Raw genomic sequence first — 16,216 nt, forward strand, 5'->3', positions numbered from 1 at the left:
GCGGGGGACACGCCGTCATCCGCGGCGCCCCGCATGGTGGAGTGAAAAGCAACTGGGCTGGAACCCACGACGGGGAGGGAAGTGCAAGGATGGAACCGCAACCGGCACCAGCAACAAGCAAAGGGCGGACCATGGCCAAGGGCATCTACGTCAGCGCAACTACTCCCGGATCGGGCAAGTCCCTGGTGGCATTGGGACTGGCGGACACCCTGCACCGGCACGCGGACAGGATCGGCTTCTTCAAGCCGGTGGTCACCGGCCGCACAGCCTTCGACGACCCCATGGTGGCCCTGATGAAGTCGCGGTTCGGGCTGGAGGACGCGCTCTGCCGCGGCGGCCTGACCTTCGAGGAAGTCCGCACCCTGCTGGCAGAAGGTAACCGGGCCGAAATCGACGCGCGCTGCGTGGAAATCTACGCGGAGATCGCCCGGCACTGCGACGTGGTGATCGTGGAGGGGACGGACCTCACGGGCCAGGACGCCGCCGTCGAATTCGACCTCAACGCACGCCTGGCGAACAACCTCGCCACGCCGGTGGTGGCGGTGGTGGGCGCCAAGGGACGGACGGTCGCCGAGGCCGCTGCCGCCGTCGAGGTTGCCCGCAAGGAGCTGGCCGCGGAACGCTGCGCCCTGCTGGCCATCATGGTGAACCGCGCAGACCCGGAGGACCTGGACGGGATCGCTGCAGCGCTCAAGCCCGGCGCCTCGAACCGGCCCGTGTACATCTTCCCCGAACTGGAGGACATCGCCCGGCCTACCACGGGAGAAGTGGCCGCGGCGCTCGGTGTCCGGCAGATCGCCGGCCGGGCGGACATGGAGCGCGACGTCAAGGACGTCAAGGTGGCCGCCATGAACGTGGGCAACTTCCTCAACGTGCTGGACGAGGGCGCCCTGGTGATCGTTCCGGGCGACCGGGCGGACGTGATGGTCGCCTGCCTGGCGTCCTCGTTCTCGCCGGAATTTCCCGTTCCCTCGGCCCTGGTGCTCACCGGCGGCCTGGCGCCGGATGCCAACATCTACCCGCTGCTGGCCCAGGCCCCGTTCCCGGTGTTCGCCGCCAACGACGACACCTACACCACCGCGAAGCGCGTCTCGGAGGTCCGCAGCGAGATCTGGTCCGGGCACCGGCGCAAGGTGGCGTCCGCCCTGGGGCTGTGGTCGCGCCGGGTGGACGAGGCCGAGCTGGTGGAGCGGCTCCACCTGCCGCGGCCGGAGCGGATGACGCCGCTGCGCTTCCTGCACGACCTCATCGAGCGGGCGAGGGCGCAGCGCCGGCACGTGGTGCTGCCCGAGGGGACGGACGTTCGGATCCTGCGCGCGGCCGAAATCCTGCACCGCCGCGACGTCTGCGACCTCACGGTCCTCGGCCCCGAATCGGATGTCCGCGAGCTCGCGGCGGCCAGCGGCATCGACCTCACGGGCATCACCATCGTGGACCCGGCGACGTCGGCCCTGCGGCAGAAGTTCGCAGAGAAGTACGCCGAGCTTCGGGCGCACAAAGGCGTGGACCTGGCCAAGGCGCTGGAGATCATGCAGGATGTGAGCTACTTCGGCACCATGATGGTGCAGCTGGGTGTGGTGGACGGAATGGTGTCCGGCGCCGCGCACACCACGGCCCACACCATCCGGCCGGCCCTCGAGTTCGTGAAGACCCGCCCCGGAGTGAAGATCGTATCCTCGGTGTTCCTGATGCTGATGCCGGACCGGGTGCTGGTCTACGGGGACTGCGCCGTGAACCCGGACCCGAACGTGGAGCAGCTGGCGGACATAGCGCTGGCCTCGGCCGAGACCGCCGCACAGTTCGGAGTGGAGCCGCGGGTAGCCATGCTCTCCTACTCCACGGGCGGTTCAGGCGCGGGGGAAGCGGTGGACGAGGTGCGGCAGGCCACCGAACTGGTGCGCGAGCGCCGACCGGACCTCGCCGTGGAAGGCCCCATCCAGTACGACGCCGCCGTGGACGCCTCCATCGCTGCGTCGAAGATGCCCGGGTCATCGGTGGCCGGGCAGGCAACGGTGTTCATCTTCCCGGACCTGAACACCGGCAACAACACCTATAAGGCGGTCCAGCAGAGCTCCGGCGCGGTCGCCGTCGGGCCCGTCCTGCAGGGGCTGCGGAAGCCGGTGAACGACCTCTCGCGCGGCTGCACGGTGGAGGACATCGTGAACACGGTGGCCATCACGGCCATCCAGGCGCAGGTTCCAGCAGAGGTACCGGTCCCTTAGGTGACCCATGGAAAAAGTACGACGCCGGCACTTGGGAAAGTGCCGGCGTCGTACTTTTGCTTCGGCTAAGGGGAGGGCCTAAACGGCGGCCTTGACCTTCAGGGGTTCGATCCTGCCGATGACGAACAGGTAGTTCGCAGCGCCGATGAGGGAGATGGCGCCGATCACCGCCAGCGGTGCCACGAAGGAGCCGGTCTGGTCGACGAGCACGCCGATCAGGATGGGGGTGAAGATGCCGGCCAGGTTTGACGCGAAGTTCTGCAGGCCGCCGATGGAGCCAACGTGGCGGGAGCTGGGGGCGACGTCGGCCGGCAGCGACCAGATGCCTGTGGCCGCCACGGTCAGGCTTGAGTAGGCAACCGAGAGCAGGGCCAGGGCCATCCAGGCTTCCGGAACGAGCGCGGCGAACATGATCACCGAACCGCCCGCCAGGCCGCCGGCAATGGCGGTCTTGCGGACCTTGCTGACCGGTGCGCCGGCGCGGACGGCGCGGTCTGCCAGGTAGCCGCCGAGCCAGCCGAACAGGACGGCGCAGATGCCGGGGATGGCACCGAAGAAGCCCAGCTTGAGGAGGTCGAAACCGCGTTCCTTCACCAGGTAGCTGGGGAAGAACGTGATGAAGAAGTAGATGGCGCTGTTCAGGCAGAAGAAGCCGAACATCATGCTGAGGATGGTGCGGTACTTGAACAGGGCCCGCCACGGAAGCTTCGCTGCGCCTTCATCATCGCTTGCCGCGCCGCGGGCGCCGCCCTCCTGGATGTAGCTGACCTCTGCCTCGTTGGCGCCCGCGTGCTCTTCCGGGCTGCGGTAGTACTTCCACCACACGGCCGCCCAGATGATTCCGAGGACGCCGATGATGATGAAGACGGCGTGCCAGGACGTGAACGCGACGATGAGGGTGACGATGGGCAGGGCGATCACGGCGCCGACGCGGGACCCGGAGTCCCAGATGCTGGTGGCGAAGGCGCGCTCGCGGACGGGGAACCAGGTTGCCACCACCTTCGCCGCGGTGCTGGGTGCGGGGCTCTCGCCGACGCCCAGGAGGAAGCGGGCGGCGAAGAGGGTCCAGAAGTTCGAAGCCGCAGCGGTGACCATCGTGAAAACGGACCACCACACGGCGGCCAGTGAGAAGGACCGGCGCGGGCCGACCTTGTCCACGTACCAGCCGGCGGCGAGCTGGAAGAAGTCATAGGCCCAGAAGAAGGCCGCGAAGATCAGGCCCTGCTGCGTGGCGCTGAGTTCAAAGTCCTTGCCCATGAACGGCAGGGCGACGCTCAGGCTTGAGCGGTCGAGGTAGTTGATGCTGAGGCCTAGAAAGGCAAGCCAGATGATGACCCAGCGCTTGCGGGTCATCAGTCGCGGCGCTGCGGTGGAGGTGGCGGCACTGGGGTTGTTGCCGAGCGCAGTCATGCGGTCTCCTTCGACGTAAACATGGCTTTGGGTGCCTGGGGCACCGGAGGGGAGGGGGAGGAACGCCGAAGATCGCGGCGCCAAATCATATAGGAATCTGGTTAATCATATAGATTTTGTGATCTGGATCAAGCCCTGCCCCAAGAATGTTCCGCCGAGGGCCCGCGAAGCGGTGGTGGCTTATGATTCCCCACAGCAAGTTCCTTTCATTTTTCGAACCCAGAGGTCCACGCGTGCCCCCACGTCCATCGTCCGACACATCCCGAGGCAAAGCCGCGTCCGCAGACGTTTATGCCTCCATGCGCGCTGCCATCCTGGAAGGCGAGATTGCCCCGGGAACCCGCATCAACATCGACGGCGTGGCCCGCAGCCTCGGCGTGTCCCAGACGCCGGTGCGGGAGGTGCTCCAGCGGCTCGAAGGCGACAACCTCGTGGTCTACAACCCCGGCCGCGGCTACAGCACCACGCCGCTGCTCGGCCTGCCCGAGTTGCGCTCACTGTTCGAGTTCCGGCTCCTGGTGGAGCCCTGGGCGGCCCGCGCCGCCGCCGTCGACAGGCTGGCCAACCCCGCGGCCGCCCTGGAGAAGGAGTTGGCCGGGTTCAGGGACACCATGAAGTCCGCCGGCGACCTGCGGCAGGACCTGGTGGCGCACGATACGCGCTTCCACGACACCATCCTCGCGGCCTCCGGAAACCCGGTGGTCCGCCATGCGTTCGCCCAGACGCACTGCCACCTGCACACCTTCCGGCTGTATCCGGCGGACGTGGACGGAGCAATCACCGTGGCCGAGCATTCGGCGGTGCGGGACGCCATTGCGGCGTGCGATCCGGAGCGCGCGGAGGCCGCCATGACTACCCACATCCACAACTCCTTCGACAGGTTCGCCCAGGCGTTCCAGGGCGAGCTGGAGCCCCTGGGTGACAGTGGGCCGCCACGCAAGCGCATCATCACCTAGGGGGCAAACGCACCTTCTCGGCCCCGGCCGCGGCAACCGAACCGGTTTGCTGCGGCCGGGGCTTTTTGGCAAGCGGACCGGTGCCGGCGCTCGTGGAGGACGCGGAGGATTGACGTGCATCACAGTTCCTATATGATTATTGCAATTCATATAGGAATCCTGACTGACACCCTTCCACGAAAGAAGAACCCCATGCCATCCATCACCTCCATCAAGACCCAGGACGTACGCTTTCCCACGTCCCTGGAGCTCGACGGATCGGACGCGGTCAATGTTGACCCCGACTACTCCGCCGCCTACGTGGTGATCCGCACCGATGCTGGCGACGAGGGCCACGGTTTCGTCTTCAGCTGCGGCCGCGGCAACGAAATCCTGACCGCCGCGATCGATGCCTATGCGCGCCTGCTGGTGGGACGCGACATCGACGAACTGATCTCCGACCTCGGCGCTGCCTCCCGCCTCCTCATCCACGATTCCCAGCTCCGCTGGCTCGGACCCGAAAAGGGGGTCACCCAGATGGCCTGCGGTGCCCTGGTCAGCGCCCTGTGGGACGTCCGGGCCCGCCGGGAAAACAAGCCCCTCTGGCTGCTCCTCAGCGAAATGACGCCCGAGGAACTGGTCAGCGTGGTGGACTTCACCCACATCCGCGACGCCCTCAGCCCCGAGGAGGCACTGGAGATCCTCCGCGCCGGCCAGGAAGGCAAGGAGCAGCGCATCGCCGAGCTCAAGGCCGGCGGCTTCCCCGCCTACACCACCTCCCCGGGCTGGCTCGGCTACAGCGACGAGAAGCTCGTGCGGCTCAGCAAGGAAGCTGCCGCGGACGGGTTCTCCATGATCAAGCTCAAGGTGGGCGGGAGCATCGAGGATGACCGCCGCCGCATGGCCCTTGCCCGTGAAGCGGTGGGCAGCCTGCCCATCGCGATTGATGCCAACCAGCGCTGGGAAGTGTCCGAGGCCGTGGAGTGGGTCAACCAGCTGGCGGAGTTCAACCCCTACTGGATCGAAGAGCCCACCAGCACCGACGACGTCCTGGGCCACGCCGAAATCCGCAAGGGCGTCAGCCCGGTCCGCGTGGCCACCGGTGAAGCCGTGCAGAGCCGGATCATCTTCAAGCAGCTGCTGCAGGCCGGTTCCATCGACGTGCTGCAGCTTGACTCCACCCGGGTGGCCGGCGTCAACGAAAACATCGCCATCCTGCTCCTGGCCGCCAAATTCGGGGTGCCCGTCTGCCCGCACGCCGGAGGCGTCGGCCTGTGCGAACTGGTCCAGCACTTCTCCTTCTTCGACTACGCCGTGGTGGGCCGCAGCCAGGACAACAGGATGATCGAATTCGTGGACCACCTGCACGAGCACTTCGCCGAACCCGTCCGCATCGTCGATGGCCGCTACGCCGCACCGGAACTGCCCGGCACCGGGGCCGAGATGCTCAGTGCCTCCCGCAGCCACTGGGAGTTCCCGGGCGGCGCGGGCTGGCAGGAAGTGGGCAACCGCGCGGCAGTCACGGGCGGATCCCTCAGCACGGCCGGAGCCGGCCGATGAGCGCAGCGCCGGAAACCGCCGTTGCCGGCCCCAGCACCGTCGAAGAACTCGATGCCGCCGTCAAAGCCGCGCAGGTTGCCTTCGAGCAGGCCCGCCTCGCCGACCCCGGCACCCGGGCCGGCTGGCTTGAGGCTGTAGCCGCCGGGCTGGAACACGACGCGGCCGGACTCGTGGAGACCGCCGTCAAGGAGACCCACCTTGCGGCAGCCAGGCTGGAAGGGGAGCTGAAGCGCACGGTCTTCCAGCTGCGGCTCTTCGCGGAGGAGATCCGCCTCGGCGAGCACTTCGACGCCACCATCGACCACGCCGACCCTGAATGGGGAATGGGGCCCCGTCCCGACCTCCGCAGGTACAACGTGCCGCTGGGCGTGGTGGGCGTCTTCGGTGCCTCCAACTTCCCCTTCGCCTTCAGCGTGATGGGCGGCGACACTGCCTCGGCGCTCGCCGCGGGCTGCGCCGTGGTGCACAAGGCCCACGACGCACACCGCGAACTCGCCGCCCGGACGGCACGCGCCGTCCTGGACGCGCTGGAAGGTGCCGGCGCGCCGTCGGGCCTGTTCTCCCTGGTGACCGGCCGGCAGGCGGGCGAGGCCCTGGTGGACCACCCCTTGGTCAAGGCCGTGGGCTTCACCGGCTCCACGGCGGGGGGCCGCGCGCTGCTGGACCGCATCGCCGCACGTCCGGAACCCATCCCGTTCTTCGGCGAGTTGGGCGGCATCAACGCCGTGTTCGTGACGCCGAAGGCGTGGGCGGCCCGGCGCGCGGAGATCGTCAGCGGCTATGCGGGTTCCTTCACGCTGGGCATGGGCCAGTTCTGCACCAAGCCCGGGCTGCTGTTCATCCCCGCCGGCCACGCTGACGGGATCCGCAGTGAACTGACGGAGGCGCTGGGCGGGTTTACGCCGGCCCGGCTGCTCAGCCCCCGCCTGCACGCCGGCTACGCGGATGCCGTCGCCAGCCTGCGCGGCAGCGCCGGCGTCGATGTCCTGATGGAGGGGGACTTCGCCGAGGAGCCCGCTCCCACCGTCCTGTGCACCACCGCCGCGGCAGTGCGCAGCAACCCGGACCTGCTGCGGCAGGAAATGTTCGGCCCGGCAAGCCTGGTGGTGGAGTACGCGGACGAAGCCGAACTGCCGGCCCTGGCAGAACTGCTGGAGGGGCAGCTGACCACCACGCTGCAGGCTGAAGCGGACGACGACGTCACCGCCCTGGCTGCCCGGCTGGCGGACATTAGCGGCCGGGTCCTGTGGAACGGCTGGCCCACGGGCGTCACGGTCAGCTATGCCCAGCACCACGGCGGGCCGTACCCCGCCACGACCTCGAACACCACCTCGGTGGGAACGGCAGCCATCCGCCGGTTCCTGCGGCCGGTGGCGTTCCAGCAGTTCCCGGCGTCGCGGCTGCCCGAACCCCTGCGGGACAGCAACCCTTGGGGCGTACCGCAACGGGTGGACGGCGTGTGGCAGCATCCGGCCCGCGCCGCGAAGGAGGGACTGCAGTGAGCCTGTCCGAAGCCGTAGGTTCCGTCCTTCCCGCGGACGCCGACCAGGCGCTGCTCATCGGCCGCGTCTGGGACCCGGAGACCGGCGGCCCGCGCCCCGTGGCCTTCAGCGGAAACACGGTCTTCGACCTGCATCGCCTCGCCGGGACCGTCGCGGACCTGCTGGAACTGCCGGAGCCCGCTGCCACCGTCCGCTCGGCCCTGGCCAATCCCAGCCTGGCCGACCCCCGATGGGCGACGGCCGACGTCGTCAGCGCTTCCCTGGCAGGGGACGCCACCAGGGCCCGGCTGCTGGCCCCTGTTGACCTGCAGGTGATCAAGGCCTGCGGGGTGACCTTTGTGGACAGCATGGTGGAACGGGTCATCGAGGAACGCTGCGCGGGCGACGCCGCACGGGCCGCGGAGGTGCGCGACCTGGTGGGCCGCGCCCTGGGCGGCAGCCTGGCGGACCTGCGCCCGGGTTCGGCCGAGGCCGCGGAAGCCAAGCGGGTCCTGGTTGCCGAGGGCCTGTGGTCGCAGTACCTCGAGGTGGGGATCGGCCCGGACCCGGAGGTCTTCACCAAGGCGCCCGTGCTGTCCTCGGTGGGTCTCGGCGCGGACATCGGCATCCCGGCTTTCTCCTCCTGGAACAACCCTGAGCCGGAGCTGGTGCTCATCGCCACGTCCCGTGGCCAGGTGGTGGGGGCGACGCTGGGCAACGACGTCAACCTCCGCGACGTGGAGGGCCGCAGCGCCCTGCTGCTGGGCAAGGCCAAGGACAACAACGCCTCCAGCGCGCTCGGCCCGTTGATCCGGCTCTTCGAGGGATCCTTCACCCTGGAGACCCTGCGCGATGAGGAGATCCTGCTGCGGGTGGAAGGCCGGGACGGGTACGTGCTGGAAGGCCGCAACAGCGTGGCCCGGATCAGCCGGCCCTTCGAGGAACTGGTGGCGGCGACGCACGGCCGCCATCACCAGTACCCGGACGGGTTCGCGCTGTACACGGGCACGCTGTTCGCCCCCACGCAGGACCGGGACGTCCCGGGGCAGGGCTTCACGCACAAGCACGGCGACGTCGTGACCATCCGCAGCCGCCACCTGGGCGCACTGGTCAACCGGGTGGGTCCGTGCGAGGAACTGCCCGCGTGGTCCTTCGGCCTGCGCGAACTGTTCAGCTACCTGGCGAAGCAGCGGCAGGAAGCGCGGGCGTAGGCTCACGCGGACAGGTTACTACTTGTGTAGTGGTATTTCCACTACACAAGTAGTAACCTGTTTGCATGACAGATCCAGCTGTCACTGCCACGGCCCACGGCGCTGGACGTTGGAACAGCGCCAGGCATTCGGGCAGGTTTCCCGACCTGCCCGTTCGCCGCTGCCGCCCGTTCCTGAAATACTCGGGCCGGCAGCAGGCGGATTCTGCCTGAATTCTCCGAACTGGAGGCCACCCAAAATGACTGACTTCTTCACAATGGAGCCCGGCGAAACCGCGGTTCCTCTGCCGCCCGGCCCGGTCCTGTCCTCAGGGTCGGCGGGGATCCGGCGCGTTCACCGCTTCCTTCTCTGGGCATACGACGAAGCGCCCAAGCTGGTGCGTTCCACCGCTCCGGGGGACACTGGCCGCGCCGCCTATGTGGGGGAGGTTCTCGGGAACTTCGACAGAGTGCTTCTGATCCACCAGGACGGCCAGGACCTGTTCATGTACCCCCGGCTGACGGCGCGGGCACCGGCCAGCACGCCGCATGTGGAGCAGATGATTGACCAGCACAGGCAAATCCGGGACCGTATCGAGGGCATCGCGCCCGTCCGCAAGCGCTGGATGCAGACCGCTGACGCCCAAAGCGGGGAAGAGCTTGCCAGAGGCTACGAGGAGGTGCAGGCCGTTCTTAGCGGGCACCTGCGCCGCGAAGTCACCGAGGTGATGCCCGCCGTCGACCGGCTCCTGACCGAAGCGGAACTGAAGGCCATGGTGCAGCAGTCGGTCAGGCAGCACGACAAGAAGTTCCTGGTCACCTACCTCGGAATGGTCCTGGCCACCAACCCTCCCGACGACCGGAGGGCGATCTTCTTCGAGGAGATCCCCGCAGTGGTCCGTCTCGGGTACCGCCTCATCGGCCGGAGGATGTTCCGCAGGCAATACGCGAAACTCTTCCCGGGACGCCCCGTCCCCGAAACGCTCTAGCCGGGACGGTCTGGCCGAAACACTCGGGCAAAGGGCGACGGCGGCACCCGCGTGGGCGCCGCCGTCGCCCTTTTTGGCTGCCTGGCTTAGCTGTTGTCCGGCTTGGCCAGGCTTTCCTTGTCTTCCTCTTTGGCGGGCTCATCGGAGAGGCCCTGCGGCGTGAGGTCCAGGTCCTGCGGGTTCTCCGGCGCCTCCGGGGCTTCGCCGGTTTCGGCTGCCTTGAGGTTCCCGGTGTCGTCCAGGGCAGGGTTGGCCCCTTCCACTCCGGTGGGATCCTGCTTGCCGGAGCCTGAGTCCGGCTGCGCATTAAGCGGGGCGGTGCTGCTGGATCCCGTGTTGGTGGGGTCGTTCTCGTCGACGGAATTGGGCTCGTTCGTCATGGAAATGTCCTCTCGGCCTGGTCCAGCGTGTCCCGCCGACCATACGCACAGCGGGCCTCCATCCGCAAGGACCCGGACGGCAACACCCTGCTGCTGACAGACCGCTGAGGGCCGCCGCCTATAGGCTGGGTGGAACTGCAGAAGCCAGCCCCGGGAGGCCCGTCATGCTCGTGCTCGTCATCAACTCCGGCTCGTCCTCGCTCAAGTACCAGGTCCGCGACGTGGCGCAGGGAACCGTCCTGACCGAGGGGCTGATCGAGAAGATCGGCATGGGCAACGGCGGCGGCGGGGACGGCGAGATCGAGGGCCCGCGGGACCACGCGGAGGCGCTGGAGCTGGTGGATGCCGCCATCCACCGGGAACTGGGCGACCAGGAGCTCGCAGCTGTCGGCCACCGCGTGGTGCACGGCGGGGAGCGGTTCGCCGAGCCCGTGCTGATCGACAACGAGATCACCCGCGCCATCGAGCGGCTTAATCCGCTGGCGCCGCTGCACAACCCCGCCAATGTCCTGGGCATCCGCGCCATCACGAAGAAGTGGCCGCAGATGCCGCAGGTGGCCGTGTTCGATACCGCCTTCCACCGCACGCTGCCCGAGCACGCCTGGCGCTACGCCGTCCCCGATGAGCTCTACACCAACCACGGGATCCGCCGCTACGGCTTCCACGGCACCTCGCACGAATACGTGGGGCGCCGCGCCGCCGCCCTGCTGGATATCCCCGTGGCGGAGTTCGACGGCGTCATCGCCCACCTGGGCAACGGCGCCTCGGTCACCGCCATCAAGGGCGGCCACTCGGTGGACACGTCCATGGGCTTCACCCCGCTGGAAGGCCTGGTGATGGGCACGCGGTCCGGTGACCTGGATCCCTCCATCCTGGTGTTCCTGGGCCGGGCGGGCTGGACGCCCGAGGACATCGACTCCATGCTGAACCGCGAATCGGGGCTTAAAGGCCTTGCCGGGAACAACGACATGCGCTCCGTGGTGGAGGCCTCCGAGGGCGGCGACGCCAAGGCCTCTGTGGCACTCGCGGTGGCGTCCTACCGGCTTGCGAAGTACATCGGGGGGTACCACGTGGCCGTCGGCGGGGCGAAGGCGCTGGTCTTCACCGCGGGCATCGGCGAGAACTCGCACCAGTTCCGGGCGCTGGTAGCCCAGCGGCTGGGCGCGCTGGGCATAGAGCTCGACGCCGGCCTCAACACCGGGCGGTCCAAGGAACCCCGGGTGATTTCCACGGCGTCGTCCGCGATCCCCGTCCTGGTGGTCCCCACGGACGAGGAACGCGCCATCGCTGAAGCGACGGCCGCCGTCGTCCGCGGTTGATCCTGCCTTTCCCTACGCCCGGCCCTTGAGGATCAGGTTCCAGTAGATCTTGGGAAAAAGATCCCGGTCCACCACCCAGGACAGCTTGCTCTCGTTCCAGGTGGGAACCCGCGGGATGGTGGGCATGGGCCGGTAGCGGTCGTCGAACTCGGCGAACACCACCGTGTCCCGGGAGACTGTGAACGGGCAGACCGAGTACCCGTTGTACTTGGCTTTCAGCGGCCTGCCCTTCCTGGTGGCCACCAGGTTCTTCGCCAGCACCTTGGTCTGTTTGCGCAGCGAGCCACCGGACTTGGAATTCGTGGTGCCGGCGGCGTCGCCCAGGGACCAGACATTGGGGTAGCGGAGGTGCCGGAGCGTCTGCCGGTCAACCTCCACGAACCCGCCGGCATCCGCGGGATTCGGCAGGGTGGTAGCCTTCAGCCACTCCGGGGCCGACTGCGGCGGGACGGCGTTGAGCACGTCATAGGTCAGGTCTTCGGTGGTGTTGGCTGCGTTGTCGCGGATGGTGGCCTTGCGTGCGGCCGGACTCACCGCCACCAGTTCGCTGTTGGTGCGCAGCTCGATCCCGTACTCGGCAGTCTTGCGGTCCAGCTCCCTGTCCACCTCCGGGACGCCGAACACGGTGGGATACGGCTGGACCATCACCACGCGGATCTTGTCCAGGACCCCCTGTTCCCGCCAGTAGTCACAGGCCAGGTACATGGGCTTCTGGCTTGCCCCGCCGCACTTGATGGGCCCGGCGGGCATCGTGAACACCGCGGTTCCGGACTTCAGGCTGCTCAGCAGCGTCCACGCCTTGGGGGCGAGGTCGAACTCGTAGTGCGACGCCCCGTTGGGTGAGTGGACGGCTTCGGCAAGTCCCGGTACGGCTGCCCAGTCGAACTGCAGCCCCGGGCACACCACCAACTGCCCGTAGCCTACGGTGGTGCCTGAGGCGAGGGTGACGGTGTTGGCCTCCGGGTCGACGCCCGCAGCGGCGTCGCGGATCCAGGTGACGCCTTTGGGGGTGACTGATTCCTGGGTCCGGATGGCTTCCGCGGCCTGGGCGCGGCCGCCGGCGATGTGCGAAAACAGCGGCTGGTAAAGGTGGTGGTCCTTGGGCTCGATCACTGCCACGTCCTTGACGCCGTAACGGTGGAGCCGTGCGGCCAGGGAGATGCCGGCGTTGCCGCCGCCGATGATGAGGACCTCGTGCCGGGCAGCCATGGCGCTACTTCTTCTCGGTCAGGGCCGACGCCTTGTGCGCTGCGCGGGCGCCGGTCTTCTCCGACTCCACCACGTACTGCGGTTCATCCTCGCTGGCGCGGTGGGTGTTGCCGTCCAGTTCGAAGTCGCTGGTCTTCTTTTCCACGATCCTCCCGTGCGTCTTGCCCTGGGAGGTGTTCCACTCCACGCGCGTTCCCTTGCTCAATGACATCTGGACTCCTTAGCTGGGCGATGCGTGGGTGTGTGCTGTTCTGCGTCCCGGTTACCGCCAGGGCGCCCCGGAGCCAATAGTAAGCATGATGACCTTGCTTTGGCAGCTACGGGACCGAACGCGAGGCAAGCCTGCGGCAGTGGGATGGCGGGCGTTGACACCGGCTGCATCCAGGGCCATGCTGTCCCTGCCGGCCATGCCCGGCCGGCATCAGGTGCCCTTCAAAGGAGAACGCTGTGCCTGTTGTAGAAGAAAGTGTCGTCATTCCCCGGCCACCGCAGGAGGTCTTCGATTTCCTGTCGAACTTCGACAATGTCGCTGTCTACGATTCCTCGGTCACGTCGTCGGAGCAGGTGGGTGACGGCCCCACGGGGGTGGGCACCCGCGGCCGGGGAACCAGCAAAGTCATGGGGCGGCACTTCGACTGGACTGTCGAGGTCACCGAGTTTGATCCGCCCCGGCGCATGGTGTCGCGGTCGGTCGAAGGGAAGCTGGACTTCGCAGTGACGTTCGGGCTGGAACCTGCCGATGGCGGGACGCGCGTCACGCAACGGATCGACGCCGCCTCCGGCCTCGGCGGCATCTTTGGCAAGCTGGCCGACCCGCTGGTGGAGAGGGCGCAGGGCCGGACGGTCCGGGCCAACCTCGAAACCCTGGCGGAATGGATGGCCGAGCACCCGCAGCCCTGACCACGCGGCGGCGGTCAGCGTTCGACGGCGGCAGGACGCCGCCGTCGAACATCAAGCCGGACCGGGTACCGGTGCAGTGCGGCGGTGACCTTGTTGCATGCAGCCCAGTACGCCACCCCGGCTGCCAGTGACGCGCCCACCGCCAGGGGCAGCCCGACGTCGGCCAGCGGGGGATAGACCAGCCAGTGCACCAGGTAGATGTGCATGGACGCGCTGGCCAGCAGGACGGTCAGGCGGCTCGCTGCCCGCGGCACGGGGAGGGTTGGGAGCCAGGTGAGCAGCAGGATGCCGGCGATCACGGTGAGGTCCCGGTTGGGGTTCTCGAAGAAGCCCGGGACAGTGAGGAGTGCCAGGGCCGTGACCAGGCAGCGCTGCGGAAGGTTCCTGGCGCGTGCCACCGCCCAGCCCAGGGCGAAAAGCCAGAAAGCGGGAACGGTGTGCGGGACGTCCGGATCCACCAGTTCGAAGCGCGTGAGCAGTCCGGCACCGAACAGGGCCACGGGGTAGAGGAACGGGAACCGGCGCTCGCTGCGATGCAGCCAGGGGATGGCGAGCAGGGCGGTCATGGCCAGGAGCATGTAGACGATGACTTCGATGAACCAGAAATGCCACTGCGTTGTCACCTTCTCGGGACCGAGGATGGCATTGAGCAGCACGATGTTCACGGGACTGTAGCGGTCCGTGACCAGGAACGCGAACGCGATGAACACCATGCTGGGCACCACGATCCGGGCCACGCTGGTGAGTTGGCGGCGCAGGCGGGCGGCACCTTCTCCCGCCAGCTGGAAGCGGGCGAAGTTGAAGCCGGCGGCCGCGATCAGCACGTGCGCCATGCCCTGCCATTCGAACAGGCCAATATGGGTGCTGACGATGAAAACGATGCCCACCGCCCGCAGGACGATGCTGGTATCCACCGGTGCGAGGAGCCGTTGCCGCAGGGGAATCTTCGGGCGCGGACCTGGCTGCGCCTTCGGCTCCAGGTCCTGGACGGCCGTAACGTGCCAGTCCGGCGGGAGGTGCCCCAGCAGCTGCTCGAGCCTGACCGAGGCCGCCACGAAGGAGAGGGAGTCCCCGCCGAGCGAGACGAACGTGTCCGTGCCGGAGATGCCGGTCCGTTCCAGGGTGTCCTCGAAGATCCGGTGTACGCTGTCCGGCGCGGAGGCCGAGGGTTCGTTCAGGGCAGGGGTGTCCCGGGCCGCCGGGAGCGCCGCGACGGCAGGGTAGTCGATTTTGCCCGTCGCCAGGCGTGGCAGTTCGTCCACCGCGTGGAGGTCGACGGCGGCACGGGGCAGTCCCAGCCCCTGCGCCAGGACCTTGGCCAGCAACTGGGTGTCGTGCCGGCCTTCGATGGCGACGACGATGCTGCGGTCGCTGCCGGTACTGGCCGCCGTGACCCCCATGTCCGCCAGGAGGCGCTCCACCTGGCCAAGATCGACCCGGAGTCCCACGATCTTGACGAACCGGCTGCGCCGTCCCAAAAGTTCGTAGAGTCCGGCGTCGTTCACCCGCGCGAGGTCGCCGGTGCGCAGTTCCGTTACGGTGCGGCCCAGCGCGAGGTCGCGTGGGTCCTCGGCGTAGCCCAGCATCACGTTGGGTCCGGTGTACACCAGTTCGCCCTGCGCCGGTCCGCTGCAGTCCAGCCCGTCCACGGGATCGATCCGGAAGGACCCGCCGGGAACGGGCACGCCGATGGCGCCGGCATGGTCCGCGGCGAGATGCGGCGGCAGGTAGGCCATCCGCGCCGTGGCCTCCGTCTGCCCGTACATGACAAAAAGGTCCCAGCCCTGCCGGCGTCCCAGGTCTGCATAGTGCCGCACACGGTCGGGATCGAGCCGGCCGCCGGCTTGCGTGACGTAGCGCAGGGACGGCAGCTCCATGTCGGCGAACCCGACGCGTTCCAGCAGTTCGAAGGTGTAGGGCACTGCCGCGAACGAGGTTGCTTCCTGGTGCCGGAACAGCTCCCAAAAACAGGGGTCCACCACGGACAGGCCGGTCAGGACCAGGCTGGCGCCCCGCAGCAGGTGGCTGTTGATCACCGACAGCCCGTAGCAATAGGACATGGGCAGGGTGGTGGCGGCGCGGTCGTTGGTGGTAATGCCAAGGTAGCGGGCAATCGACTCGGCGTTGGCCTGCACGTTCGCGTGGGACAGCCGCACCAGCTTGGGGGAGCCCGTGGAGCCGGAGGTGCTTAGGAGCAGGGCAAGGTCCGGGTGCAGCTCGTGCCGGGTCCCGGGCCGGCGTTCATCCAGTCGGAGCTCCCCGTCTGCGGCCTGCAGCACCACGTCGGGATCGTAGGCGGCGACGAGGGAGGCAAGGGCGGCGGGCTTGTCCTCCGGAAGCAGGATCAGCGGGTGCCCGCCTGCCAGCGCGGCGAGGTAGGCCACCAGCGATTCGACGTCGTTCGACGCCGCCAGGGCGAGCAGCCGGCGTTCGGTACCCAGCCTGCCGGCGAGGTCTTCGACACGCGCGGCAAGCTCGCGGTAGGTCAGGGTAAGCCCGTCGGCGTGGATGGCAGGGCTGTCTCCAAAGCCGGCAAGGCCGGCGGCGAAAGATGCCCGCGCGTGGTCAAGCTGCGTGGTCATCCGTCGATGATATTAGTTAAGGCTTACCTAATAAAAATGC

The 16,216-nt window shown here is 68.1% G+C and carries 13 protein-coding genes; 8 read left to right on the forward strand and 5 right to left on the reverse strand.

Annotated elements, in window-relative coordinates:
* Positions 1-131: 131 nt before the first annotated feature.
* Positions 132-2,222 (forward strand): phosphate acetyltransferase, encoded by a 2,091-nt coding sequence (gene pta / locus AC3IMC_RS14320; protein WP_490919198.1) that lies wholly within the window; start codon positions 132-134, stop codon positions 2,220-2,222.
* Positions 2,223-2,300: 78 nt separating this feature from the next.
* Here pta and AC3IMC_RS14325 read toward each other — a convergent pair whose 3' ends face one another.
* Positions 2,301-3,632: an MFS transporter gene (locus AC3IMC_RS14325; protein ID WP_490919199.1), complete on the reverse strand. Its 1,332-nt coding sequence runs from the start codon at positions 3,630-3,632 to the stop codon at positions 2,301-2,303.
* 233 nt (positions 3,633-3,865) lie between these two features.
* On the opposite strand from AC3IMC_RS14325, the gene AC3IMC_RS14330 reads away from it, so the two are divergent.
* The 5 genes from AC3IMC_RS14330 (at position 3,866) to AC3IMC_RS14350 (ending at position 9,786) form a co-directional block, all read left to right on the forward strand.
* Positions 3,866-4,588: a GntR family transcriptional regulator gene (locus AC3IMC_RS14330; RefSeq protein WP_490919200.1), complete on the forward strand. Its 723-nt coding sequence runs from the start codon at positions 3,866-3,868 to the stop codon at positions 4,586-4,588.
* Between the two features lie 192 nt (positions 4,589-4,780).
* Positions 4,781-6,127, forward strand: a complete 1,347-nt coding sequence (locus tag AC3IMC_RS14335; protein ID WP_490919240.1) for an L-fuconate dehydratase — start codon at positions 4,781-4,783, stop codon at positions 6,125-6,127.
* Positions 6,124-7,629 (forward strand): aldehyde dehydrogenase (NADP(+)), encoded by a 1,506-nt coding sequence (locus AC3IMC_RS14340; protein ID WP_490919201.1) that lies wholly within the window; start codon positions 6,124-6,126, stop codon positions 7,627-7,629. The genes AC3IMC_RS14335 and AC3IMC_RS14340 overlap by 4 nt, the downstream gene beginning before the upstream one ends.
* A gap of 2 nt (positions 7,630-7,631) precedes the next feature.
* Positions 7,632-8,819: a fumarylacetoacetate hydrolase family protein gene (locus tag AC3IMC_RS14345; protein ID WP_490919241.1), complete on the forward strand. Its 1,188-nt coding sequence runs from the start codon at positions 7,632-7,634 to the stop codon at positions 8,817-8,819.
* A gap of 238 nt (positions 8,820-9,057) precedes the next feature.
* Positions 9,058-9,786, forward strand: a complete 729-nt coding sequence (locus AC3IMC_RS14350) for a hemerythrin domain-containing protein (protein WP_490919202.1) — start codon at positions 9,058-9,060, stop codon at positions 9,784-9,786.
* An 86-nt stretch (positions 9,787-9,872) separates the two neighbouring features.
* Here AC3IMC_RS14350 and AC3IMC_RS14355 read toward each other — a convergent pair whose 3' ends face one another.
* Complete coding sequence (locus tag AC3IMC_RS14355) at positions 9,873-10,166, reverse strand: hypothetical protein (protein WP_490919203.1); 294 nt, start codon at positions 10,164-10,166, stop codon at positions 9,873-9,875.
* Positions 10,167-10,330: 164 nt separating this feature from the next.
* On the opposite strand from AC3IMC_RS14355, the gene AC3IMC_RS14360 reads away from it, so the two are divergent.
* A complete protein-coding gene (locus tag AC3IMC_RS14360; protein ID WP_490919204.1) occupies positions 10,331-11,485 on the forward strand; it encodes an acetate kinase in 1,155 nt (384 codons plus the stop codon).
* A 12-nt stretch (positions 11,486-11,497) separates the two neighbouring features.
* Here AC3IMC_RS14360 and AC3IMC_RS14365 read toward each other — a convergent pair whose 3' ends face one another.
* Together AC3IMC_RS14365 and AC3IMC_RS14370 are read right to left on the reverse strand one after the other, a co-directional pair.
* Positions 11,498-12,694 carry an NAD(P)/FAD-dependent oxidoreductase gene (locus AC3IMC_RS14365; RefSeq protein ID WP_490919205.1) on the reverse strand — a complete coding sequence of 399 codons (1,197 nt, stop codon included), beginning with the start codon at positions 12,692-12,694 and terminating at the stop codon, positions 11,498-11,500.
* Between the two features lie 4 nt (positions 12,695-12,698).
* On the reverse strand, positions 12,699-12,905 hold the full coding sequence (locus AC3IMC_RS14370) for a hypervirulence associated TUDOR domain-containing protein (RefSeq protein ID WP_490919206.1): 207 nt from the start codon (positions 12,903-12,905) through the stop codon (positions 12,699-12,701).
* A gap of 236 nt (positions 12,906-13,141) precedes the next feature.
* On the opposite strand from AC3IMC_RS14370, the gene AC3IMC_RS14375 reads away from it, so the two are divergent.
* On the forward strand, positions 13,142-13,594 hold the full coding sequence (locus AC3IMC_RS14375; protein ID WP_490919207.1) for an SRPBCC family protein: 453 nt from the start codon (positions 13,142-13,144) through the stop codon (positions 13,592-13,594).
* Positions 13,595-13,608: 14 nt separating this feature from the next.
* On the opposite strand, the gene AC3IMC_RS14380 is transcribed toward AC3IMC_RS14375, so the two are convergent.
* Complete coding sequence (locus tag AC3IMC_RS14380; RefSeq protein WP_490919208.1) at positions 13,609-16,176, reverse strand: AMP-binding protein; 2,568 nt, start codon at positions 16,174-16,176, stop codon at positions 13,609-13,611.
* Between the last annotated feature and the right edge of the window lie 40 nt (positions 16,177-16,216).

Source organism: Arthrobacter sp. E70, from assembly GCF_058266945.1.